Source organism: Xylophilus sp. ASV27, from assembly GCF_016428875.1.
Lineage (GTDB): Bacteria > Pseudomonadota > Gammaproteobacteria > Burkholderiales > Burkholderiaceae_C > Xylophilus.
The window spans coordinates 1-21,493 of record NZ_JAELTO010000058.1 but is presented as its reverse complement, the minus strand read 5'-3'; the positions used below and the strand labels follow the sequence as shown (position 1 = coordinate 21,493).

Genomic DNA, 21,493 nt, shown 5'->3' with positions numbered 1-21,493 from the left:
CGGCTCCGTGGCCGCTTGACTAGGCAGCGCCGGGGTGCAGCTCAGTCACAGGCGCGCAGAGGCTTTTCCGCCAGTGCGGGTGCGAGCTGTGCCAGGGCGGGGCGCAGCGCGTCGTCCACCGCCGGCAGGCGCAGGATCTGGCCCTGCTGGGCGGCGCGCTCCTGCACCACGCGGGCGGTGCGCACGCCGCGCTGCGACAGCGCGGCCAGCTCGGCCGCGGCGGCCTCCTGCGTGGCGAAGCCGCCGAGCGACAGGCCCGGCTCCAGCGGCGGCTGGCTCAGCACCTCGAACGAGACGCGGCGCGCGCGCAGCTCGGCGCGCTTCTTGTTGAACTGGTCCGCGTCGGTGAAGCGGCCCATGTAGACGATCCAGCGCGCCGGTATGGTGGCCGGCTGCAAGGCCCAGCGGCCCTCCGGCAGCAGCGCCTGGGCACGCTCGCGCAGCGCCGCCGCCTCGGCCTCGGTGAAGATGCCGGCCTGCAGGCATTCGCGCGCCGGCGCGGCTGCGGCCGAGGCCTGGGCGCTGGCGCGCGCCTCCTCGGCCGTGACCACGCGCAGCAACTCGGGCCGGATCTGCTGCTGCAGGCGCTGCGGCTCCGACTGCTGCGCCGGCGCCAGACCATAGGCCTGCAGCGCGCCCTGGGACCAGGCGAAGTACAGGCCGTTGGCCAGCGCCAGCAGCAGGACAAGGATGCGCAGCATGCTAGGCAAGGCCCGCCGGGCGCACGCTGATCTCGGCGCTGTGCAGCGCTTGCGGGCCCTGCCCGGTATCGACGAGCAGGGCGCCTTGGGCGTCCACGCCGCGGGCCACGCCCTGCCGGCCGTCGGACAGCCGCACCGCGCGGTCGCGCAGCACGTCGCGCGCGGCAAAGCGCTCGCGCCACGGGGCAAAGCCCTGCGCGCCGAAGGCCTGCACCGCCAGCAGCAGCGGCGCGGCGATGCGGCCCAGCGCGGCGGCGGCGTCGATGCCCGGCTCCAGCTCGCGCAGGCCGGCCGGCGGCGCGCGCAGGGCTTGGTCCGTGGGCTGCGGCGTGGCGATGTTCAGGCCCAGCCCGACGACGACGAAGCGCTCGCGGCCCTGCGCGGTGCCGGCGGTCTCGACCAGGATGCCGGCCAGCTTGCGGTCCTGCCACCAGAGGTCGTTGGGCCACTTCAGGCCCACTTCGGGGTGCAGCGCCTCGGCCGCGGCCACGCCGACGACCAGCGACAGGCCGGACCATTCCTCGGGCGCCAGCGGCAGGCCGAAGGAAAACGTCAGCGCGGCGCCCGGCGCGGTCTGCCAGTGGCGCCCCAGGCGGCCGCGGCCGGCGGTCTGGTGCTCTGCCAGCAGCAGCACCGGCTCGGTCCGGCCGGCGCGCGCGCGGCGCATCAGCTCGCTGCTGGTGGAGTCGATCTCGGGCACGATCTCGACCGAGAAGTCCGGCAGCACCGCCGACACGGCCTCCCAGATGGCCTCGGCCGGCCAGCGCGGGCCCGGCATCACCGCCGCAAGCCCCTCTTCGGGGCCAGCAGGGTGCCGCGGCAGTGGTCCGCGCCGCACCAGCAGGGGTATTCGGCCTTGAGCTTGCGGGTGTAGCGCTCCTCGATGATCAGGCCGTAGTCGTAGTTCAGCTCCTCGCCGGCGGCGATGTCGCGCAGCGCCTTGATGAAGATGCGGCCGCCCTGCTCGTCGGCTTCGCAGTTCGGGTCGCAGGAGTGGTTGATCCAGCGCGAGGAGTTGCCGCCGACCTTGGCGTCGATGACCCTGTCCGCGTCCACGTGGAAGTAGAAGGTATGGTTGGGGTCCTTCGGATCGTGCGGGTGGCGGTCCTGCGCCTCCTGCCAGGTGATGACCTCGCCGACGTACTCGATGATGGTCTCGCCCGCGGCGATGTCCTTCAGCGCGAACACGCCTTTGCCGTGCACGCCAGAGCGGCGGGTCTGGATGCGTCGGGCGGAATTCGCGGGCGCGGTTGGAGGCATGGCCGAAAGTCTGTTAATTTGGAAAAAGGGCGCATGCGCGTGCGGGCACGTACGAGCGCATGCGCGCGAGAAGACGATTGTATGTAGGCGCCGCAGGCGCCCGCACTCCCATGACAGTACAAGGCAAGAGATAGGCCCATGACCAAGACTCTGGTGATCGCGGAAAAACCCTCGGTGGCGCAGGACATCGTGCGCGCGCTGACGCCCGTGGCCGGCAAATTCGACAAGCACGACGACTACTTCGAGAACGACCGCTACGTGGTGACCAGCGCCGTCGGCCACCTGGTGGAAATCCAGGCGCCCGAGGAGTTCGACGTGAAGCGCGGCAAGTGGAGCTTTGCCCATCTGCCGGTGATCCCGCCCTACTTCGACCTGAAGCCGGTGGACAAGACCAAGACCCGCCTGAACGCCGTGGTGCGCCAGGCCCGGCGCAAGGACGTGACCGCCCTGGTCAACGCCTGTGACGCCGGGCGCGAGGGCGAGCTGATCTTCCGCCTGATCGAGCAGTACGCCGGCGGCGGCAAGCCGCTGAACAAGCCGGTGCGCCGCCTCTGGCTGCAGTCGATGACGCCGCAGGCGATCCGCGAGGGCTTCGAGCACCTGCGCAGCGAGCAGCAGATGCAGGGCCTGGCCCATGCCGCGCGCAGCCGCTCGGAGGCCGACTGGCTGGTCGGCATCAACGGCACGCGCGCCATGACCGCCTTCAACTCGCGCGACGGCGGCTTCTTCCTGACCACCGTGGGCCGGGTGCAGACGCCCACGCTGTCGGTGGTGGTCGAGCGCGAGGAGCAGATCCGCAGGTTCGTCAGCCGCGACTACTGGGAGGTGCACGCCAGCTTCCAGGCCGAAGCCGGCCCGTACCCGGGCAAGTACTTCGACCCGGCCTGGAAGAAGGCCCAGGCGCCGCTGCTGCCCAATGGCGAACCCGACCCGGAACAGCGCGCCGACCGCGTCTGGAATGCCCGGGATGCGCAGGCCATCGCCGAGGCCGCGCGCGGCAGGCCGGCCACCGTCACCGAGGAAAGCAAGCCGACGACGCAGGCCAGCCCGCTGCTGTTCGACCTGACCTCGCTGCAGCGCGAGGCCAACGGCCGCTTCGGCTTCTCGGCCAAGACCACGCTGGCGCTGGCGCAGAGCCTGTACGAGCGCCACAAGGCCCTGACCTACCCGCGTACCGACTCGCGCGCGCTGCCGGAGGACTACCTGCCGGTGGTGCAGCAGACCATGGGCATGCTCGCGGGCAGCGGCATGCGGCACCTGGCGCCGTTCGCGCAGCAGGCGCTGGACCAGCACTACGTCAAGCCGAGCAAGCGCATCTTCGACAACGCCAAGGTATCGGACCACTTCGCCATCATCCCGACGCTGCAGGCGCCCAGCGGCCTGTCCGAGGCCGAGCAGAAGCTCTACGACTTCGTGGTGCGGCGCTTCCTGTCGGTGTTCTTCCCGAGCGCCGAATACCAGATCACCACCCGCATCAGCACCGTCACGCACGAAGGCAGGAACTACGCCTTCCGCAGCGACGGCAAGGTGCTGGTCAAGCCGGGCTGGCTCGCCATCTACGGCAAGGAGGCGCAGGACGAAGAGGCCGCCAGCGGCGACAAGGACGCCAAGGACAACAAGCGCCTGGTGCCGGTGCGCGCGGGCGAGACGCCGCTGGCCGTGCAGGTCGACCCCAAGGCCCTGAAGACCCGGCCGCCGGCGCGCTACAGCGAAGCCACGCTGCTCGGCGCCATGGAAGGCGCGGGCAAGACCATCGACGACGAGGAACTGCGCGCGGCCATGCAGGAGAAGGGCCTGGGCACGCCGGCCACGCGCGCGGCCATCATCGAAGGCCTGCTCACCGAAAAGTACATGCTGCGCGAGGGCCGCGAGCTGATCCCCACGGCCAAGGCGTTCCAGCTCATGACGCTGCTGCGCGGCCTGGGCGTGGAGGAGCTGTCCAAGGCCGAACTCACCGGCGAGTGGGAATACAAGCTCGCGCAGATGGAGAAGGGCCAGTTGAGCCGCGAGCAGTTCATGGCCCAGATCGCCGAGATGACCGAGCGCATGGTGAAGAAGGCCAAGGAGTACGACCGCGACACCGTGCCCGGCGACTACGCCACGCTGGCCACGCCCTGCCCCAACTGCGGCGGCGTGGTCAAGGAGAACTACCGGCGCTACTCCTGCGTCGGCAAGCCGGGTCAGGGCGAGGGCTGCGGCTTCTCCTTCGGCAAGTCGCCGGCCGGCCGCACCTTCGAGATCGCCGAGGCCGAAGCCCTGCTGCGCGAGCACCGCATCGGCCCGCTGGAGGGCTTCCGCTCCAAGGCCGGCTGGCCCTTCACCTCCGAGATCGTGCTCAAGTACGACGGCGAAGCGAAGAACTGGAAGCTCGAATTCGACTTCGGCGACGACAGGAACGCCGAGGAAACCGGCGAGCTGGTCGACTTCGCCGGCCAGGAATCGCTGGGCGCCTGCCCCAAGTGCGGCGCCCCGGTGTACGAGCACGGCAACAACTACGTCTGCGAGAAAGCCGTGCCCACGGCCGCGCAGCCCACGCCGGGCTGCGACTTCAAGAGCGGCAAGATCATCCTGCAGCAGCCGGTGGAGCGCGCGCAGATGCACAAGCTGCTGGAAACCGGCAAGACCGACCTGCTGGAGAAGTTCATCTCCAACAAGACGCGCCGCGCCTTCAAGGCCTTCCTGGCCTGGGACGCGAACGCCGGCAAGGTGAACTTCGAGTTCGAGCCGCGCGCCAGCAAGTTCCCGCCGCGCCCCGGGGCCGCGGCCAAGACCTCGGCCGCCAAGGCGCCGGCAAGGAAAGCCGCCACCCAAACGGCCGCCAAGACCGCCGCCAAGAAGGCCGCCGCCCCCAAGGCGCCGCGCAAGACCACGCCCGGCGCCGGCCTCACGCCCAGCCCCGCGCTGGCCGCCGTGATCGGGCCCGAGGCCGTGGCGCGCCCGGCGGTGATCAAGAAGCTGTGGGACTACATCAAGGCCAACGGCCTGCAGGACGCGCAGAACAAGCGCGCGATCAACGCCGACGCCAAGCTGCTGCCGGTGTTCGGCAAGCCGCAGGTGACCATGTTCGAGCTGGCCGGCATCGTCGGCAAGCACCTGGGCTGACGATGAAAGCCCCCAGCGCCCTCCTCGCCCTCCTCGCCGCACTGGCGCTGTGCGCGGCTTCGGGCTGCGCCGGCGCAGGCAGCAGCGGCGGCGGGAGCGGCGTCACCGTGTTCGGCGACGTCGATGCGGCCGTCACCCGGACCCGGTCGAAGTAAATTTACTGCCAGAAATAGCTGTAACCCATACTCCACGCGGATTATTAGCTATTATTTATATAGCAATTTTGACTTCAGGCAGGGGCTCACGCCTCCGATGCACTGGGTGGGCTGCGCGTAGCGTCCCTCCTCGCGCGCCAGTGGCGCACAGCGGGTGGCCGGCTACGCCGGCATGGCGGGCGCACTGGTTCTAACGCGCGTGGTGGACGACGCCGCGCCGTCGCTGCCTGGATCGGAAACCTAGCGCCTCAGCAGCGCCTGCCGCAGCAGCCGCGCGCCGCGGTCGCGGATCTTGCCGGGCAGGCTGCGCACCGGTGGCGGCGGGCGGCCGCGGAAGGCGGCGCAGGCATCGAGGAAGTCATGCAGGATGGCCGTGTCGTCGATGGTGTTGGCGCCGCGGCGGTGGAACTCAGGGTGCCATTGCGTGGCGGCGATGTAGCCCTTCTGCGGGCCGCCGATGCGGCGGATGGCCTCGGGCACGCGGTCCGGGTAGCTCCAGGCCTCGACGGTGAAGTCGGGCGCGAGCTGCTTGATGCCCTGGTGGTGGATGCTGTTGACCCGCGCGCGCAGCACGCCGGGGTAGAGCCGCGACAGGTGCGAGCCCTCGACCAGGTCGATCTCGTGGAAGTTCTGGTCGTAGGTGAGGGCGTCGCGGTGGCGCAGCGCGCCCTCGTGCTGGGTCTCGATGTCCTGGTAGAGCGTGCCGCCGTAGGCCACGTTGATCAGTTGCAGGCCGCGGCAGACGCCGAACACCGGCTTGCCGGCCTGGGCGAAGGCCTCGACCACGGCCAGGTCGTAGAGGTCGCGGATGCGGTCGCCCATCCAGGCTTCTTTCAAGGGCTCTTCGCCGTAGCTGCCGGGCCAGACGTCGGCCCCGCCATGCATGACCACGCCGTCGAGCCAGTCGGCGTAGTGCGCCAGCGTGACGTCGCCGCGCGCCGTCTCGCCCGTGGGGCAGGGCACCATCACGACCATGGCGCCGGCCGACATCAGCCAGTGGGCGATGGACTGCTCGACGTACTGCAGGGTCTTGCCGGTGAACAGGGAACGCGCCGGGTCGGCATGCTGGAAGCACGCCGAGAGGCCGATCTTCAAACGCTGCGAGGAAGGCTGCATGCAGGCATTGTGGCGCGCAAAGGCATGCCTGTCAGGCGCGGCGGGGGCAGGGTGTAATCGTTCATTTATCGTTCATTTCAGCTCACCCGGCCGCTGGGTAGACGCCGCCGAGCTGCGCCGTGATGCGCCGGGCCGCCTGCCGCAGCGGCTCGGCATGCCGGGGGTCGAGCCGCTCGGTGGGCATGGTGAGGGTCAGCGCGCCGGCCAGCGCGCCGGCGGCGTCGAACACCGGCGCGCCCAGCCCGGCCAGCTCGGGCACGCGGTCGCCGACCAGCACCACCACCTGCTCGCGCCGGATCTTCGCCGACAGCGCATCGCGCGCGCCGGAATAGGCCTGCAGGATGCGGCCGCCCGCGCCGCGGTCCAGCGGCAGCAGGTCGCCCGGCTGCAGGTTGTCGCGCACCGGGCGCGGCGACGACACCCGGTACAGGCACAGCCGCCGGTCGCCGCGCGGCACGTAGAAGGCCGCGCTCTCCTGCGTCTCGTCGACCAGCGCCCGCAGCACCGGCGTGACCACCGACTCGAGCGAGAACGAGGCCGCGAACACGCGGTGCAGGCGCTCCACCTCCGCGCCGAGCGCATAGCGGCCGTCGGGCAGGCGCTGCACCAGGTGCGCATGCTCCAGCGAGGCCAGCATGCGCAGCACGGTGCTCTTGTAGATGCGGGTGTGCTCGGCCAGCGCCGCCAGCGTCAGCGCGTGCTGCGCGGTGGTGAAGGCACCGAGCAGCGACAGCGCGCGGTCGAGGGTGGCGATGCCGCCTTCGGCGGCGTTCTGGTCGGCAAGAGCGGGTTGGGCAGCGCGGCGGGGCATGGGGGTGGCGGGTGCAAGGTTTGAAATTCTGCCGCCCTGGTTTTAGCATAGTTAAAACATCGTTCTATCTATCAAATCAATCGAGACATGGCGGCCGTCGAGTGCCATGCCGGCATGGCGCAGGTCGGCACCACCGGCAGGCACGGGCGCAGCCCGATGGGCCGCCGGCGCCGCCCTGTTTTCCCGCACCCATTCCTTCCAACCCGGAGACACGTCCATGCCTTCCCGCGCCCCCTCGTCCCCCCTTCGCCGCCGGCTGCTGTGTGCCGGTGCCCTGCTGGGCGCCAGCGCCGCGTGGGCGCAGGGCGGCTACCCGTCGCAGCCGATCAAGCTGATCGTGCCGTTCCCGCCGGCCGGCGGCACCGACGTGGTGAGCCGCGTCATTGCCAACGAGGTGGCGCAGGCCACGCGCTGGTCCATCGTGATCGACAACCGGCCCGGCGCGGGCGGCAACATCGGCATCGACGCGGTGGCCAAGGCCCGGCCCGACGGCCTGACCCTCGGCACCGGCCAGACCTCCAACCTGGCGATCAACCCCGCGCTCTACCGCAAGCTGCCCTTCGACCCACTGAAGGACTTCGCGCCCGTGGTGCTGCTGGGCTCGCAGCCGGTGGTGCTGGTGGTGCGGGCCGATTCGCCGATCCGCAGCCTGGCGGACCTGAAGGCCCGCGCCAGGGCGCAGCCGCTGAACATGGCCTCGCCCGGCAACGGCACGGTCGGCCACCTGGCCGGCAGCATGTTCGCGCGCGAGGCCGGCGTGCAACTCAACCACGTGCCCTACAAGGGCGCGGGGCCGGCCATCACCGACCTGCTCGGCGGCCAGACCGACCTGTACTTCGGCACGCCGCCCAGCGTGCTGGCCATGGTCCAGGCCGGCAGGCTGCGCGCCATCGCGGTCACCGCGGCGCAGCGCGCCGCGCTGCTGCCGGACGTGCCGACGGTGGCCGAGTCCGGCTACCCCGGCTTCGTCGCCGAGGACTGGAAGGCCGTGGTAGCCCCGGCCGGCACGCCCGCCGAGGTGGTGCAGCAACTCAACCAGGCCTTCAACGCCGCGCTGGCCCGCCCGGCCACCATCGCCCGGCTGCGCGAGGAAGGCACCACGCCGCGCGGCGGCACGCCGGCCGAACTCGCGGCCTTCATGAAAAGCGAATACGCACGCTGGGGCGCCGCCGTGAAGGCAGCGGGCGCCACGGCGGAATGAGCGAGCAGGCTCCATCCCATTCCCCCCCGGAGGCATCCATGCAACCCAACCGCACCCGCCGCGCGCTCGCGCTGGCCCCTGCCGCCCTGCTGCCGCCCACCCTGGGCCGCGCGCAGATGAATGGCCGCCCCATCACCATCGTCGTGCCCTTCTCGGCCGGTGGCAGCACCGACCTGGTGTCGCGCGTGGTGGCGCAGTTCGCCTCGGCGGGCGCCGGCGCGCCGATGATCGTGGACAACCGCACCGGCGCCGGCGGCGTGGTGGGCTGGGGCGCCGTGGCCCGCGCCAACCCCGATGGCAACACGCTGTGCACCATCGAGTTGTCCTACGCGATCGCGGCCGGCCTGATCCCCAACCTGCCCTTCGATCCGCACAAAGCCTTCGCCCAGATCACCACGGCGATCAAGGTGCCGCACGTGCTGGTGGTGAACCCGGGCGTGCCGGCAAAGACGGTGCAGGAATTCATCGCGCTGGCCAAGGCTCAGCCGGGCAGGCTCAACTACGGCTCGGGCGGCAACGGCACCAACACGCATCTGGCGGGCGAGCTGTTCAAGAGCCTGACCGGCACCGCCATCGTGCACATTCCCTACAAGGGCGCTGGCGCGGTGCTGACCGATCTCATGAGCGGACAGGTGCAGGCGCTGATCACCTCGGCACCCACCGCCCTGCCCCACATCCGCAGCGGCAAGCTGCGCGCGCTGATGGTCACCGGCGCGCAGCGCAACCCGACGCTGCCCGACGTGCCTTCGGCCGCGGAGTCCGGCCTGCCCGGGATGGACATGGACTTCTGGGTCGGCTTTGGCGCGCCGGCCGGCACGCCGCCACCCGTCATCGACAAACTGCACAGGGCCATCGTCGCCTCGCTGTCGCTGCCCGAGGCGAAGAAGCGCATCGACGAAATGGGCCTGACCGCAGTCGGCAGCACCCCCGCCGAAGCCACGGCGCTGGTCAATCGCGAAATCGAGCGCTGGAGCGCCGTGATCAAGCAGGCCGGCATCAAACCCGACTGACGTCGCAGCCCCCGATGCAACCCATGCGACTTTCGCTCCCGACCCCATGACCACCCGCCCTCTGCACGGCATCCGCGTGCTCGATCTCACCAACGTGCTGGCCGGCCCGTTCGCCTGCCACCAACTGGCCCACATGGGCGCGGACGTGGTCAAGGTGGAGAACCGCCGGGGCGGCGACCTCGCGCGCCAGTTGGGCGCCGATGCGGAGCTGAACCGCCGCTTCATGGGCGTATCCTTCCTGGCGCAGAACCCGGGCAAGCGTTCGATCACCATCGACTTCAAGCAGCCGCAGGGCAGGGCCGTGTTCCGCCGGCTCGTGGCCACCGCCGACGTGCTCGTGGAGAACTTCCGCCCCGGCGTGATGCAGCGCCTGGGCCTGGGCTATGAAGAGCTGCTGAAGGAGCAGCCCCGGCTGATCTACTGCGCCATCTCCGGCTTTGGCCAGGACGGGCCGCTGCGCGACCTGCCGGCCTACGACCAGATCATCCAGGGCATGTCCGGCATGATGAGCATCACCGGCGCACCGGATACCGCGCCCTGCCGCGTGGGCTACCCGGTGGCCGACACCATCGGCGGCCTGACCGCGGCGATGGCGGTGGCCGGCGCGCTGGCCGACCGCAGCCGCACCGGCGGCCGCTTCATCGACGTGTCCATGCTGGAAGCCGCCATGGCCACCATGGGCTGGGCCGTGTCCAACCACCTGATCGCCGGGCGCGCGCCGCTGCCCATGGGCAACGACAACGTCACCGCCAGCCCGTCGGGCACCTTCCGCACGGCCGACGGCCTGCTCAACATCGCGGCCAACAAGCAGGAGCAGTTCGAGGCCGTCTGCCGGGTCGTCGGCCGCCCCGAACTCGCCACCGACCCGCGCTTTGCCGAGCGCCAGGGCCGGCTGCAGCACCGCGCCGCGCTCACGGCGGCGCTGGAAGACGCCATGGCCACGCGCGGTACCGAGGCATGGTGGGCGCTGCTGAACCAGGCCGGCGTGCCGGCCGGACCGGTCTACACCGTGCCCCAGGCGCTGGCGCACCCCCAGGTCGCCGGGCGCGGCATGGTCGGCAGTTTTGCCGACGCCCCCGGCGTGGGCCGCGACATCCGCGTGCTGCGCACCGGCTTCAAGCTCGACGGCCGGACACCCACCGTGGACACGCCGCCGCCCACGCTGGGCCAGCACACCCGGGACATCCTCTCGGAGCTGGGCTACGGCCCGGACGAGATCGCGCAACTGCAATCGGAGCAAGCCGTATGACGAGCACAGACAAGCCCGCCGCCCAGATCGCCAGCGAGGACTGGTGGCGCACCGACATCATCGACATGCAGCCCGGCGTGATCCGCTACCGCGGCTACCCCGTACAGGAGCTGATCGCGGGCGGCGTCGGCCTGGCGCAGATGATCTGGCTCATGACCCGCGGCGAGCTGCCCACGCCGGCGCAGGCCCGGCTGCTGGATGCGGCGCTGATGGCGGCCGTGGACCACGGCCCGCAGGCGCCCAGCATCGCCATCGCGCGCATGGCCGCCACCTGCGGCGTGGGCCTGAACAACGCCATGGCCAGCGCGGTCAACGTGCTGGGCGACGTGCACGGCGGCGCGGGCGAGCAGGCGGTGCGGCTGTACCGGGACATCGCCGCGCGCATCGACGCGGGCGCCGCCGCCGCCGACGCGACCGGCGCCGCGCTCGACGACTTCGTCGCCGGGCATGGCAAGTTCATCTCCGGCTTCGGCCACCGCTTCCATCCGGTGGACCCGCGCAGCGCGCCGCTGCTGGCGCTGGTCGATGCCGCCGCCGCGCGCGGCGAGGTCCCGGGCCGCTTCGCGCGGATCGCCCGCGGCGTGGAGGACGTGCTGGCCGCGCGCAAGGGCGGCCGCCGCATCCCCATGAACATCGACGGCGCCACCGCCGTGGTCTACGCCGAGCTGGGCTTTGCGCCGGAACTGGCGCGCGGCCTGTTCTGCCTGTCGCGCTCGGTCGGCATACTGGCGCACGCCTGGGAGCAGACGCAGCAGGGCGGGCGCAACAAGGGGCCGATGCCGCGCAGCTTCATCCCCACCTACAGCGGCCACGCGCCGCGCAGCGTGCCCAGGCAGGACTGAGCGGCATGTGGAACGTGGACTTCACCGCGCCGCAGGCCATCGAGGCCCAGGTGCTCACCCGCCTGCCCGACGCCTTGCGCCTGCCGCGCCGCAGCGACTGGGCCGACGCCAACAAGCCCGGCCAGGTGGTCGACTGCTTCCTGGAAGGCCCGAGCTTCGACCGCGACGGCAGCCTCTACCTCACCGACATCCCGCACGGCCGCATCTTCCGTGTCACGCCGCAGTTGCAGTGGCAATTGGTGGCCGAGACCGGCGGCTGGCCCAACGGCATCGCCATCCACCGCGACGGCAGCCTGTGGGTGGCCGACTACCGGCGCGGCCTGCTGCGCGTGGATGCCGCCAGCGGGGCCGTGGACACAGTACTGGGCCACCGCAACTCGGAAGGCTTCAAAGGCCTGAACGACCTCACTTTCGACGCGCAAGGCAACCTGTACTTCACCGACCAGGGCCAGACCGGCCTGCACGACCCGAGCGGCCGCGTCTACCGGCTGCGCAGCGACGGCCGGCTGGACCTGCTGCTGGCCAACGTGCCCAGCCCCAACGGCATCGCGCTGGACCTGCACCAGCGCTTTCTGTACGTGGCCGCCACCCGCGCCAACGCCGTCTGGCGCATGCCGCTGCTGGCCGACGGCTCGGTGTCCAAGGTCGGCGCCTTCCAGACCTTCTTCGGCACCAGCGGCCCGGACGGGCTGGCACTGGATGCGCAAGACCGGCTGGTGGTGGCCCATGCCAGCCTGGGCGGCGCCTTCGTGCTGGACGCGCGCGGCTGGACCACGCACTTCGTGCGCAGCCCCACCGGCGGCACCGTGACCAACGCCGCCTTCCGCCCCGGCTGTCGCACGCTGGTGCTGACCGAGTCGGCCACCGGCACCGTGCTGCAGGCCGACCTGCCGGCGCCGGGCGCCGCCCTCTACTCCCATAGCTGAAACCGCCACCATGGCAGAGACAGGCCGTTCCAGCCCCGCCTTCGGCGAGCTGATGGCCCTGCGCGGCCAGGGCCCGGTGGCAGCGGGCGAAGCCACGGTGCAGGGCCGCGACCCGTTCCATCCCACGCCCTTTCGCGTGGGCGACACCACCGCCGCCGTGCTGGCGGCCGTCGGCGTGGCGGCCAACGACCTGTGGCAGCAGCGCGGCGGCCGCTGGTTCCTGCCGCACCTGAACCTGCCGCACCTGTCGCAGCGCGTGCTGGACGTGCTGCAGTGCGAGAGCACGCCCGAGGCGGTGCGGGCCGCCGTCGGCCGCAGGGCCGCCTCATCGGCGCGGGACAGCCCAAGCTGGTCTTCGCGCCCCTGTGCGGCTACACCACGGGTTACCTCGCGGCCTGCGGCGCGCTGCTGGCGCTGGGCCCGGCCCTGCGGTTGTCCGAGACGCCACCGCGCCGGGACCGGCCCACGCCCCACCACGACGCCACCGCCCATCGCTACGAAGCCCGCGCCGACGGCGTCGCCGTGGGCCATGTGGACTACCGCCTGGAAGGCGACGGCATCGTCTTCACCCACACCGAGGTTTCGCCAGACCATGAAGGCCAGGGCATTGGCGGCTTCCTGGCCCGCGGGGCGCTGGACGCGGCCCGCGCGAGCGGCCGCACCGTGGTGCCCCGCTGCAGCTTCATCGCGGCCTACCTGCGGCGGCACCCGGACGAACTGGCGCTGGTGCGGCCGGAAGTCAGGCGCGAGCTGGGCCTGTAGCGCGCCGCCGCAAGACGCCTGCAGCCCGCGCGCTTTGCCGCCAGAATAGCCCGCCCGACAATCCTTTTTTGCAAACCACTTCCCAACACCATGCCCGCATCCAGCCCGCTCACCGTGGCCCGCAAGTGGCCGGCCCGGCACCCCGACCGCCTGCAGCTCTACTCCCTGCCCACGCCCAACGGCGTGAAGGTGTCGATCATGCTGGAGGAGACCGGCCTGCCCTATGAGGCGCACCTGGTCGACTTCGCCACCAACGACCAGAACTCGCCCGAATTCCTGTCGCTCAACCCGAACAACAAGATCCCGGCCATCGTCGATCCGCACGGGCCGGGCGGCCAGCCGCTGGCGCTGTTCGAGTCCGGCGCGATCCTGGTCTACCTCGCGGGCAAGACCGGCCGCCTGCTGCCGGCCGAAGACGCCGCGCGCTACGAGACGCTGCAATGGCTCATGTGGCAGATGGGCGGCGTCGGCCCGATGTTCGGGCAACTGGGTTTCTTCCACAAATTCGCCGGCAAGGACTACGAGGACAAGCGCCCGCGCGACCGCTACGCCGCCGAATCCCGGCGCCTGCTGGCCGTGCTGGAGCAGCGCCTGCAGGGCCGCGACTGGATCATGGGCGGCGAATACACCATCGCCGACATCGCCGTGTTTCCCTGGGTGCGCAACCTGGTCGGCTTCTACGAGGCGGGCGAGCTGGTCGGCTTCGACGACTTCACGAACGTGCAGCGCGCGCTGGCGGCCTTCGTGGCGCGGCCGGCGGTGGTGCGCGGGCTGGCGATCCCGAAGCGCGGCTGAGCAGGTGGGCACCATGAGCAAGGACCTGGCCCGGCAGAACGAACTGAAGAAGATGGAGCTGTGCGCATCCTGCGCCGGCATCCAGCGCAACTGGCGCCGCGCGCCGGGGCACGCCGAGCTGGTCCAGGGCGGCAACCGCAAGGAAGAGCGCGAGCATGGCCTGGTGACCATCACCCGCTACCGCTGCGACCGCTGCGGCACGGCCTGGGAGTACGAGAACGACAAGGCCAACCTGCATGCGGGCTGGTCGGTGGTGGGGCGCCAGCTCGCTACATAATCGATAGCTTAAATCCCAGGTATTGACTGGGCTTCAGGCACTTTTCACCAGGAATCCAGCACCCAGGGGGCCACAGGCAGGACATTGAAACCCCGCAGGCCGGGCCCACCTTCGTCCTTTGAAAGGCCCCGCCGTGTCGCACGCACCCAGCCCAATTCTCAAGATCCAGCCCCTGGGCTTTCCGTGGGAAACCGTGGATCCGTTCCTGTTCTGCGTCTACCACGACGACGCCTACCCGCGCGCCAACGCGCAGATGGGCCCGCAGGCCTCGCTGGCCGGCCGCGCGCTGGGCCAGGATTTCAGCCGCAAGGACGGCTGGAGCATGTACCACGGGCAGACGGTGCCGGGCTTTCCGGCGCACCCGCACCGCGGCTTCGAGACGGTGACCATCGTGCGCAAGGGGCTGATCGACCACTCCGACTCGCTCGGCGCCACCGCGCGCTTCGGCCGTGGCGACGTGCAGTGGCTCACCGCCGGCCGGGGCGTGGTGCATTCCGAGATGTTCCCGCTGCTGGAGCAGGAGCGCGACAACCCGCTGGAGCTGTTCCAGATCTGGCTCAACCTGCCGGCCGCCTCCAAGATGGCGCCGCCGCACTTCACCATGCTGTGGTCGCAGGACATCCCGCGCCTCGTCGCCACGGACGACCAAGGCCGCGGCACCGAGGTGGCGGTGATCGCCGGCCGCCTGCCATCGGCCGCCGAACCGCTGCCGCCGCCGCCCGACTCCTGGGCCGCGCAGGCCACGGCCGACGTCGCCATCTGGACCCTGCGCATGGACCCCGGCGCGTGCTGGACGCTGCCCGCCGCCCGGACAGGCAGCCACCGCCGGCTCTACTTCTTCAAGGGCGATGCGGTAACGGTCGCCGGCCAGCCCGTGGCCGCGCATGCCGCCATCGCGCTGCGCGCCGACGCGGCGGTGGAACTGCACAACACCGGCACGCGGGAGGCCGAATTCCTGCTGCTGCAGGGCCGCCCGATCGGCGAACCCGTGGTGCAGCACGGCCCCTTCGTGATGAACACCCAGGCCGAGATCCGCCAGACCGTGGACGACTACCGCCGCACCCAGTTCGGCGGCTGGCCCTTTGCCGGAGAAGCTCCGGTGCACGGCCGCGACCCGGCGCGCTTCGCGCGGCACCCGGACGGGCGCGAGGAACGCCCGCAGGAAGTGGCCGCCGGCGGCTGAGCTTGGCCCTGGCGGGGCCGGGCGGCCTGTGCGCAGCCCCTGCTTCGCGACGTCCGGCTCAGCGCTGCCCGTCGTGCACCGCGACGTTCTCCTTGAGCAGCCCGCCCAGGCGCGAATGCACGCGCCCACCGGTGCCCATGACCAGCGCAAACAGTATCTCCCGGGGCCGCGGCGCGTCCTGGATGCCGATCTCGATGCTGTTGAAGTGGCTGCGCACGTAGCAGGCGTGGATGTAGTGCACCGGCACCATCATGCGGTAGCCGGCCACGGCCACGGCCTTGTTGGCCGGGACCATGGCCTTGGGCTCGCCCAGCACCGTGCGCATGGCCCAGCCACCGGCCTCGTGCCACACCGCGCCGTGCTCCATCTCGCCCTCCAGGCCGACGATGGCGGCCTTGCTGTAGACCTCGATCCGGTCCTTGCCGCCCAGCGCATCGACCAGCTCGGTGGCCAGCGTGGTGCCCAGCGTGCGCAGCTCGGCCATGAAGGGCAGCAGGTCGGGCTCGTAGCGCCCGGCGTAGGGGTTGCGGATGACGGCGCAGGCGGCGGCCAGCTTCAGCGGCGTGGCCGGGGCCGGGCCGCCCTCGTGGTAGGTGGTCTCGATGGTGAGGCTGCGCTTGCGGATCTCGATGAGGGACATGGCGGTCTTCCGTGGTGCTTCATTCGGGCTGGATGCCCACTTCCTTGACGATGCCGGCCCACTTGGCGATTTCGCTCTTCACGAAGTCGCCAAAGGGCGCGGGCTTCTGCAACTTGACCGACAGGCCCTGCGCCGCGAAGCGCTTGACCAGCTCGTCGGTCGCCAGCGCCTTGTCCAGCGAGGCGGACAGGCGCTGCGTGGTCTCCGGCGGCAGGCCGGCCGGAGCCATCAGCCCGAACCATACCGTGAGATCGAAACCCGGCGCGCCGCTCTCCTGAAGCGTGGGCAGGTCGGTGGCCAGCGCGAAGCGCTCGCGCGTGCTCACGCCATAGACCTTGACGCGGCCGGCCTTGGCCTGCTGCAGGCCGTTGGCGAAGTCGGTGAAGGTCAGGTTGACCTGGTTGCTCATGACGTCGGTCAGGGCCTGCGGGCCGCCGCGGTAGGACACGGGCGTGACCTCCATGCGTCCCATGTGCGCCAGCTTGGCGCCGAACACCTGGGCGCTGCCCGAGCCATAGGCGTAGGTGAGCTTGCCCGGGTGCTGGCGGCCCCAGGCGAACAGCTCGCCCACCGTCTTGCCGGGCGTCTCGTGCGAGCCCACCAGCAGGTAGGGCGTCTCGGCCACGCCGCCGATCGGCGCCAGGTCCTTGGCCGGGTCGTAGGGCAGCTTCTTGAACAGGCTGACGTTGCTGGCCGCGGTGGTGACGCCTACCACCACCAGCGTGTAGCCGTCGGGCTTGCTCTGCGCCGCGGCCTGGGTGCCGATGATGCCGTTGGCACCGGGCTTGTTGTCGATGATGAAGGCCTGGCCCAGGTCGAGCGACATGGGCTCGGCCAGGCTGCGCGCCACCACGTCGGTGATGCTGCCGGCCGGGAAGGGCACGATCAGGCGGATGGGGCGGTCCGGGTAGCTGCCGCCCTGGGCGGCGGCGCCGGTGCAGGCCAGCAGGGCCAGCACGGCAGTGGCAAGCGTGCGTCGGTTCATGTCATTGTCTCCTTGGATTTGCGGGCGGCCGCGCCCCTGAAGGCGCACGGGCCGCCTACGCCGGCACTGCGGCCTGGCGCTGTTCGAGAAAGCGGTAGATCTCGGTGTTGTCCGCGCCGGGCTCCAGCGCCTGCGCCGCGTCCTGCCACAGCGCATGGCACAGCGCCAGCTGCGGCGCCTGTACGCCGGCCAGGTCCTGCAGCCCGTGGGCCGTGGCGATGTCCTTGGCCTGCAGGCGCAGCGCGAAGCCGCCCTTGAAGCTGCGCGGCAGCAGGAACTGCCGCAGCTTGGTCTCGGTGGCCACGTTGCGGCCGCTGGAGGCGTTGAGCACCTCGGCAAAGACCTCCGTGTCCAGCGCCATCGCCTCGGCGATCAGCAGCGCCTCGGACGTGGCCAGCAGGCCGGCGGCGTAGACGTAGTTGTTGAGCGCCTTCATGGCGTGCGCCGAGCCGACCTTGCCGGTACGGATCAGCGTGCTGCCCATGTGCGCCAGCAGCGGCTGCACGCGCGCCACCACCGCATCTGCGCCGCCGACCATGATGGCCAGGCTGCCGCTGCGCGCCTTGGCCACCGCGCCGGACACCGGCGCATCCGCCAGCGCCAGCCCGGCCTGCTCCAGCCGCTGCGCCAGCGCCAGCGTGTCGGCCGGGTTGGACGAGCCCATGTCCACCACCACCGCGCCCGGCGCCAGCACGTCCGCCAGCCCGGGCTGGCCCGGCGTGCCGCCCACCACCGCATTGGTGATGGCGCTGTTGGGCAGCATGGTGATGACCATCTCGCGGTCTGCCAGGTCGGCCAGCGTGGCCGCCGCCTGCAGCATGCGGCCCCAGGCAGCGTGGCCTTGCAGCGGCTGCAGCGCGGCCGTGTCGCGGTCGTAGGCGCGGATGTCCAGGCCCGGCGCGCCCGCCAGGTTCTCCAGCATCGGGAGGCCCATCATTCCCATGCCCACGAAGCCCACCTTCAAAGCCATGCAGTCTCCTTATGCACTCGTTCACGAATCGCTGCGGATGGTAGGCCAGCTGGCCGATAGCCGGCTATTCGCATATGGCCGTGCCTAATAATGAATGGTTATCGGCACAGCCCCTTTTTTCCATGCGATTCAAGCTGCGACAGATGGAAGTCTTCCGGGCGGTCATGCTGACCGGCTCGATGAACGGCGCGGCGCGCCTGCTGTTCGTGTCGCAGCCGGCCATCAGCCGCCTGATCGCCTACACCGAGCAGAGCCTGGGCCTGAAGCTGTTCGAGCGCGACAAAGGCAAGCTCACGCCCACGGCCGAGGCCGAGCGCCTGTACCGCGAGGTCGGCCCGCTGTACGAAGAGGCGCTGCGCGTGGACGAGTTCGCGCGCGACCTCGCCGCCCGGCCGCAGGGCGCGCTCACGCTCTGCACCAGCCCCAGCCTGGCGCTGAATTTCACGCCGCCGGTGATCGCGCGCTTCCTGCAGACCCATGCCGAGGTGCGGCTGCGCTACTACACCGCCCTGCTGTCGGAGATGGCGCACGAACTGCTGGGCCGCAAGGCCGAGCTGGCGGTGTCGGTGCTGCCCATCGACCACGCCAACCTGGTGGTCGAGCCCTTTGCCTCGGGCCGCATGGTCTGCATCCTGCCCGCCGGCCACGGGCTGGCGGCGCAGCCCACGGTGGGCCTGGCCGAGCTGGCCGCGCACCCGCTGGTGCTCTACAGCCGCAACATCCCCTTTGGCCAGTTGGTGGCCGCGGCCTTCCAGCGCGCGGGCGTGGAATGGCGCGCCACGGTGGACATCGAGCGCGCCGAGCTGGCCTGCGCCCTGGTGCGCGCCGGCGTCGGCGTCGGCGTGGCCATCGTGGACGAGTTCTCCGTCGGCACGGGCGGCTGGCCCGGCATCGCCGTGCGCCCGCTGCAGGAGGTGATCCCGCTCACGCTGAGCCTGGTGCGCTCGCGCTTCGACCGCCCCAGCCGGCAGGCGCGCGCCTTCACGCAGCTGCTGAAGGAGCATGCACGGGCCGAGGGGCGCGCGCTCACTGGCACGGCCAAAACCAGAAGCGCCGTGGCCTGAAGACTATCCTCGGCACTTTGCACCGCGCGCTCCGACCCCATGGGTGAATTCGACCTCATCAAGAAATACTTCCACCGCCCCGCCATGCGCTCGCCGCTGGGCGGGGGCGACGACTGCGCGCTGCTGGCGCCCGGCCCCGGCATGCAGCTGGCCGTGTCCACCGACATGCTGGTCGAAGGCCGGCACTTCCTCTCCACCGTGGACCCGGCGCGCCTGGGCCACAAGGCGCTGGCGGTGAACCTGAGCGACCTCGCCGCCTGCGGCGCCCAGCCGCTGGCCTTCACGCTCGCGCTGTCACTGCCCTATGTGGACGAGACCTGGCTCGCCGGCTTCTCGCGCGGGCTGCTGGCGCTGGCCGATGCGCACGGCTGCGAGCTGGTGGGCGGCGACACCACGCGCGGGCCGCTCACCATCTGCATCACCGTGTTCGGCGAAGTCCCCACCGGCCAGGCCCTGCTGCGCAGCGGCGCGCGCCCCGGCGACGACCTGTGGGTCAGCGGCACGCTGGGCGATGCGCGGCTGGCGCTGGAAGTGTTCCGCGGCACGCTGGCCGCGCCGGCCGAAGTGTTCGAGGCCGCGCGCCTGCGCATGGAAACCCCCACCCCCCGCGTCGCCCTGGGCCAGGCCCTGCGCGGCATCGCCACCAGCGCGGTCGACATCAGCGACGGCCTGCTCGGCGATCTGGGCCACGTGCTGCGCGCCAGCAATGCCGGCGCCGTGATCGACACCCTGGTTGCTACAAAATTAATAGCTGCATGCCGATGCGATGCCTGGGCTACAGGCGTTTTTCCTTCGGAAAAACGGCTGGAGTTCGTGCTGGCCGGCGGCGACGACTACGAACTGGCCTTCACCGCGCCGCCGGAGGCCAGCGACCGGGTGGAGGCAGCAGGCGCGGCGAGCGGCACCCCGGTGACGCGCATCGGCTGGATCGAGGCCGAGACCGGTGTGCGGCTGGTGGATGCGGAGGGCGCGCCGGTGGAGGGGGGGTTCGGGGCGTTTGATCACTTTCGGTGAGTGAGAGCGACCTTGCCCCTGGAGTCCGTATCCCGTATCGGTGCGCGCCCAGCCGAAGGCGAAGGTGTCGGCCATGAGCAGGCACACGCCTGCACGCGCGGCCACCAAGGGCTTGGAGCTGCGCGCCGGGCGTGCCGCGCGCCGGCCGTTCACGCAGGCACGAGCCGCATCGGGATGAAGGCAATGCCGTTCGTCTCCACGCGAGGGCCCGCAGCCCGGAAGCCGACGCTCTCGTAGAACGGCTGGGCAAATGGGGTCGAGTTGACGGTGACCGCCGCCGAGGCGCCGCGCCATCCCTGCGCGGTCGCCACGTGGGTCCACAGCGCGCGCGCGACGCCCCGCCTCTGGAATGCCGGATCGACGAAGAGATGGAACAGGTGCGTCCCACGACGGACCGCGACGACTCCCGCCAACGCGCCTGCGGCCATGCCGACGTAGTACTCCAGCTCCTTGTTCCCGAGGTTGCGCTCGATGCCGGCAGGCTGGAGCGCTGCCAGGAATGCGTCGGCACCCGCGCCGTCCACCCTGGCAAGGAAATGGTGGGCGAGCGAGAGAATCAGTGCGCTGATGGCCTGGGCGTCGGCAGGCACGGCCCTGCGTATGTCCATGGGCATGTGGGCGTTGGTCATGGCCGCATTCTGTCAAAGGCAGGAGTCTGGCCCTCGACATGCAGGTGGCGCAGACGAACTCGCCTGTGTTCGGCCCGCGCGCGAGGTGCGCGGGTCCGGGAGTCGAACGCGGCCGGCAGCAACCGTGGGGTCGGCATCAGCGCCCCGCGAGATCCCTGCCCACCGTGACGCGCAGAGCCAGCCACGCCGCCAGCAGCGGCGCCAGGGCGAAGCCGCCGAACAGCCAGGCCGCGGCGTGCGGCGCGCCGCCGGGCTCGGCCAGGCCGGCGGCGTTCGCCACCAGCCCGGCCACGGCGGCACCCAGTGCCATGCCGTAGAGCTGCACGGTGGTGATGGCGGCAGAGGCCGTGCCTTCCTCGCCGGCGGGCGCCAATGCCAGCACCCGGGTCAGCAGATGCGGCCAGCCGACGCCCACGCCCAGGCCCACGGCGGCCAGGGCCACGGCCACCAGCACGGTGCTCACGCCCAGGGGCCAGCCCCCTCCCAGCGGCACCAGCAACGCCAGCGCCGCCAGGCAGGCCACGCACATCAGCGGCCCGGCGCGCAGCCAGCGGGATGCCGCCGCACCGCTGCGGCCCGAGGACAGCAGCGAGCCCAGGCTCCAGCCACCGGCCATGGCCGCGGTCATGTAGCCCGCGGTGAGCGGCGCATGGCCGTGCAGCGCCTGCAGGAAATCTGTCTCTTATACACATCTCCGAGCCCACGAGACCGTACAGGAAATCGCGTATGCCGTCTTCTGCTTGAAAAGGGGGGGGGGGGGGGGGGGGGGGGGGGGGGGGGGGGGGGGGGGGGGGGGGGGGG

General features: G+C 71.3%; 22 protein-coding genes and 1 pseudogene. 13 read left to right on the top strand and 10 right to left on the bottom strand.

Annotation, left to right across the window (positions count from 1 at the left end; translation table 11 throughout):
• Window positions 1–41 precede the first annotated feature (41 nt).
• The 3 genes from JHD63_RS13330 to JHD63_RS13320 are packed head-to-tail and all read right to left on the bottom strand — an operon-like array spanning window position 42 to window position 1,961.
• A complete protein-coding gene (locus tag JHD63_RS13330) occupies window positions 42–701 on the bottom strand; it encodes an SPOR domain-containing protein (RefSeq protein WP_198971221.1) in 660 nt (219 codons plus the stop codon).
• Between the two features lies 1 nt (window position 702).
• Complete coding sequence (locus JHD63_RS13325; protein WP_198971220.1) at window positions 703–1,479, bottom strand: biotin--[acetyl-CoA-carboxylase] ligase; 777 nt, start codon at window positions 1,477–1,479, stop codon at window positions 703–705.
• Complete coding sequence (locus tag JHD63_RS13320) at window positions 1,479–1,961, bottom strand: SET domain-containing protein (RefSeq protein WP_198971219.1); 483 nt, start codon at window positions 1,959–1,961, stop codon at window positions 1,479–1,481. The genes JHD63_RS13325 and JHD63_RS13320 overlap by 1 nt, the downstream gene beginning before the upstream one ends.
• A 138-nt stretch (window positions 1,962–2,099) precedes the next feature.
• Here JHD63_RS13320 and JHD63_RS13315 point away from each other — a divergent pair, with 138 nt between their 5' ends.
• Window positions 2,100–5,063 (top strand): DNA topoisomerase III, encoded by a 2,964-nt coding sequence (locus JHD63_RS13315; protein ID WP_198971218.1) that lies wholly within the window; start codon window positions 2,100–2,102, stop codon window positions 5,061–5,063.
• Window positions 5,064–5,065: 2 nt separating this feature from the next.
• On the top strand, window positions 5,066–5,218 hold the full coding sequence (locus JHD63_RS13310) for a hypothetical protein (RefSeq protein ID WP_198971217.1): 153 nt from the start codon (window positions 5,066–5,068) through the stop codon (window positions 5,216–5,218).
• A 240-nt stretch (window positions 5,219–5,458) separates the two neighbouring features.
• Here the strand turns inward: JHD63_RS13310 and JHD63_RS13305 are convergent, their stop codons facing one another.
• Both JHD63_RS13305 and JHD63_RS13300 read right to left on the bottom strand, forming a co-directional pair.
• A complete protein-coding gene (locus JHD63_RS13305; protein ID WP_198971216.1) occupies window positions 5,459–6,334 on the bottom strand; it encodes a gamma-glutamyl-gamma-aminobutyrate hydrolase family protein in 876 nt (291 codons plus the stop codon).
• 82 nt (window positions 6,335–6,416) lie between these two features.
• Window positions 6,417–7,145, bottom strand: coding sequence for an IclR family transcriptional regulator (locus JHD63_RS13300; protein WP_198971215.1), 729 nt, complete (start codon window positions 7,143–7,145; stop codon window positions 6,417–6,419).
• Window positions 7,146–7,362: 217 nt separating this feature from the next.
• Between JHD63_RS13300 and JHD63_RS13295 the strand changes: the two genes are divergently transcribed.
• From JHD63_RS13295 to JHD63_RS13255, 9 genes are all read left to right on the top strand, one after another.
• Window positions 7,363–8,346, top strand: coding sequence for a Bug family tripartite tricarboxylate transporter substrate binding protein (locus tag JHD63_RS13295; protein WP_198971214.1), 984 nt, complete (start codon window positions 7,363–7,365; stop codon window positions 8,344–8,346).
• Window positions 8,347–8,384: 38 nt separating this feature from the next.
• On the top strand, window positions 8,385–9,356 hold the full coding sequence (locus tag JHD63_RS13290; RefSeq protein WP_198971213.1) for a tripartite tricarboxylate transporter substrate binding protein: 972 nt from the start codon (window positions 8,385–8,387) through the stop codon (window positions 9,354–9,356).
• 46 nt (window positions 9,357–9,402) lie between these two features.
• The gene (locus JHD63_RS13285; RefSeq protein ID WP_198971212.1) at window positions 9,403–10,605 is read left to right on the top strand and encodes a CaiB/BaiF CoA transferase family protein; all 1,203 of its coding nucleotides are present in this window, start codon (window positions 9,403–9,405) and stop codon (window positions 10,603–10,605) included.
• Window positions 10,602–11,447 carry a citryl-CoA lyase gene (locus JHD63_RS13280; protein ID WP_198971211.1) on the top strand — a complete coding sequence of 282 codons (846 nt, stop codon included), beginning with the start codon at window positions 10,602–10,604 and terminating at the stop codon, window positions 11,445–11,447. Before JHD63_RS13285 ends, JHD63_RS13280 begins: the two co-directional genes overlap by 4 nt.
• 5 nt (window positions 11,448–11,452) lie before the next feature.
• Window positions 11,453–12,373: an SMP-30/gluconolactonase/LRE family protein gene (locus JHD63_RS13275; protein WP_198971210.1), complete on the top strand. Its 921-nt coding sequence runs from the start codon at window positions 11,453–11,455 to the stop codon at window positions 12,371–12,373.
• A gap of 273 nt (window positions 12,374–12,646) precedes the next feature.
• Window positions 12,647–13,135 (top strand): GNAT family N-acetyltransferase, encoded by a 489-nt coding sequence (locus JHD63_RS13270; RefSeq protein WP_370590505.1) that lies wholly within the window; start codon window positions 12,647–12,649, stop codon window positions 13,133–13,135.
• A 90-nt stretch (window positions 13,136–13,225) separates the two neighbouring features.
• Window positions 13,226–13,930, top strand: coding sequence for a glutathione S-transferase N-terminal domain-containing protein (locus JHD63_RS13265; protein ID WP_198971209.1), 705 nt, complete (start codon window positions 13,226–13,228; stop codon window positions 13,928–13,930).
• A gap of 13 nt (window positions 13,931–13,943) precedes the next feature.
• Window positions 13,944–14,207, top strand: coding sequence for a hypothetical protein (locus JHD63_RS13260; RefSeq protein WP_198971208.1), 264 nt, complete (start codon window positions 13,944–13,946; stop codon window positions 14,205–14,207).
• A 133-nt stretch (window positions 14,208–14,340) separates the two neighbouring features.
• Window positions 14,341–15,390 (top strand): pirin family protein, encoded by a 1,050-nt coding sequence (locus JHD63_RS13255; RefSeq protein ID WP_370590504.1) that lies wholly within the window; start codon window positions 14,341–14,343, stop codon window positions 15,388–15,390.
• 58 nt (window positions 15,391–15,448) lie between these two features.
• Here the strand turns inward: JHD63_RS13255 and JHD63_RS13250 are convergent, their stop codons facing one another.
• Genes JHD63_RS13250 through JHD63_RS13240 form a run of 3 tightly spaced genes read right to left on the bottom strand, consistent with a single transcriptional unit; the run spans window position 15,449 to window position 17,985 of the window.
• Window positions 15,449–16,030, bottom strand: coding sequence for an amino acid synthesis family protein (locus JHD63_RS13250; protein ID WP_198971206.1), 582 nt, complete (start codon window positions 16,028–16,030; stop codon window positions 15,449–15,451).
• A gap of 19 nt (window positions 16,031–16,049) precedes the next feature.
• Complete coding sequence (locus JHD63_RS13245) at window positions 16,050–17,015, bottom strand: Bug family tripartite tricarboxylate transporter substrate binding protein (RefSeq protein ID WP_198971205.1); 966 nt, start codon at window positions 17,013–17,015, stop codon at window positions 16,050–16,052.
• Window positions 17,016–17,070: 55 nt separating this feature from the next.
• Complete coding sequence (locus tag JHD63_RS13240; protein ID WP_198971204.1) at window positions 17,071–17,985, bottom strand: NAD(P)-dependent oxidoreductase; 915 nt, start codon at window positions 17,983–17,985, stop codon at window positions 17,071–17,073.
• A 122-nt stretch (window positions 17,986–18,107) separates the two neighbouring features.
• Here JHD63_RS13240 and JHD63_RS13235 point away from each other — a divergent pair, with 122 nt between their 5' ends.
• Together JHD63_RS13235 and thiL are read left to right on the top strand one after the other, a co-directional pair.
• Window positions 18,108–19,049: a LysR family transcriptional regulator gene (locus JHD63_RS13235; RefSeq protein ID WP_198971203.1), complete on the top strand. Its 942-nt coding sequence runs from the start codon at window positions 18,108–18,110 to the stop codon at window positions 19,047–19,049.
• A 39-nt stretch (window positions 19,050–19,088) separates the two neighbouring features.
• The gene (gene thiL / locus JHD63_RS13230) at window positions 19,089–20,063 is read left to right on the top strand and encodes a thiamine-phosphate kinase (protein WP_198971202.1); all 975 of its coding nucleotides are present in this window, start codon (window positions 19,089–19,091) and stop codon (window positions 20,061–20,063) included.
• Window positions 20,064–20,212: 149 nt separating this feature from the next.
• On the opposite strand, the gene JHD63_RS13225 is transcribed toward thiL, so the two are convergent.
• Both JHD63_RS13225 and JHD63_RS13220 read right to left on the bottom strand, forming a co-directional pair.
• Complete coding sequence (locus tag JHD63_RS13225) at window positions 20,213–20,692, bottom strand: GNAT family N-acetyltransferase (protein ID WP_233168099.1); 480 nt, start codon at window positions 20,690–20,692, stop codon at window positions 20,213–20,215.
• 136 nt (window positions 20,693–20,828) lie between these two features.
• Window positions 20,829–21,365 (bottom strand): annotated as a pseudogene (locus JHD63_RS13220) (MFS transporter); the annotation flags it as partial.
• Window positions 21,366–21,493 lie beyond the last annotated feature (128 nt).

Coding starts and splice junctions, on each gene's coding strand:
- JHD63_RS13330 (WP_198971221.1), bottom strand. CDS start 701: ATGCTGCGCATCCTTGTCCTGCTGCTGGCGCTGGCCAACGGCCTGTAC.
- JHD63_RS13325 (WP_198971220.1), bottom strand. CDS start 1,479: ATGCCGGGCCCGCGCTGGCCGGCCGAGGCCATCTGGGAGGCCGTGTCG.
- JHD63_RS13320 (WP_198971219.1), bottom strand. CDS start 1,961: ATGCCTCCAACCGCGCCCGCGAATTCCGCCCGACGCATCCAGACCCGC.
- JHD63_RS13315 (WP_198971218.1), top strand. CDS start 2,100: ATGACCAAGACTCTGGTGATCGCGGAAAAACCCTCGGTGGCGCAGGAC.
- JHD63_RS13310 (WP_198971217.1), top strand. CDS start 5,066: ATGAAAGCCCCCAGCGCCCTCCTCGCCCTCCTCGCCGCACTGGCGCTG.
- JHD63_RS13305 (WP_198971216.1), bottom strand. CDS start 6,334: ATGCAGCCTTCCTCGCAGCGTTTGAAGATCGGCCTCTCGGCGTGCTTC.
- JHD63_RS13300 (WP_198971215.1), bottom strand. CDS start 7,145: ATGCCCCGCCGCGCTGCCCAACCCGCTCTTGCCGACCAGAACGCCGCC.
- JHD63_RS13295 (WP_198971214.1), top strand. CDS start 7,363: ATGCCTTCCCGCGCCCCCTCGTCCCCCCTTCGCCGCCGGCTGCTGTGT.
- JHD63_RS13290 (WP_198971213.1), top strand. CDS start 8,385: ATGCAACCCAACCGCACCCGCCGCGCGCTCGCGCTGGCCCCTGCCGCC.
- JHD63_RS13285 (WP_198971212.1), top strand. CDS start 9,403: ATGACCACCCGCCCTCTGCACGGCATCCGCGTGCTCGATCTCACCAAC.
- JHD63_RS13280 (WP_198971211.1), top strand. CDS start 10,602: ATGACGAGCACAGACAAGCCCGCCGCCCAGATCGCCAGCGAGGACTGG.
- JHD63_RS13275 (WP_198971210.1), top strand. CDS start 11,453: ATGTGGAACGTGGACTTCACCGCGCCGCAGGCCATCGAGGCCCAGGTG.
- JHD63_RS13265 (WP_198971209.1), top strand. CDS start 13,226: ATGCCCGCATCCAGCCCGCTCACCGTGGCCCGCAAGTGGCCGGCCCGG.
- JHD63_RS13260 (WP_198971208.1), top strand. CDS start 13,944: ATGAGCAAGGACCTGGCCCGGCAGAACGAACTGAAGAAGATGGAGCTG.
- JHD63_RS13250 (WP_198971206.1), bottom strand. CDS start 16,030: ATGTCCCTCATCGAGATCCGCAAGCGCAGCCTCACCATCGAGACCACC.
- JHD63_RS13245 (WP_198971205.1), bottom strand. CDS start 17,015: ATGAACCGACGCACGCTTGCCACTGCCGTGCTGGCCCTGCTGGCCTGC.
- JHD63_RS13240 (WP_198971204.1), bottom strand. CDS start 17,985: ATGGCTTTGAAGGTGGGCTTCGTGGGCATGGGAATGATGGGCCTCCCG.
- JHD63_RS13235 (WP_198971203.1), top strand. CDS start 18,108: ATGCGATTCAAGCTGCGACAGATGGAAGTCTTCCGGGCGGTCATGCTG.
- thiL (WP_198971202.1), top strand. CDS start 19,089: ATGGGTGAATTCGACCTCATCAAGAAATACTTCCACCGCCCCGCCATG.
- JHD63_RS13225 (WP_233168099.1), bottom strand. CDS start 20,692: ATGACCAACGCCCACATGCCCATGGACATACGCAGGGCCGTGCCTGCC.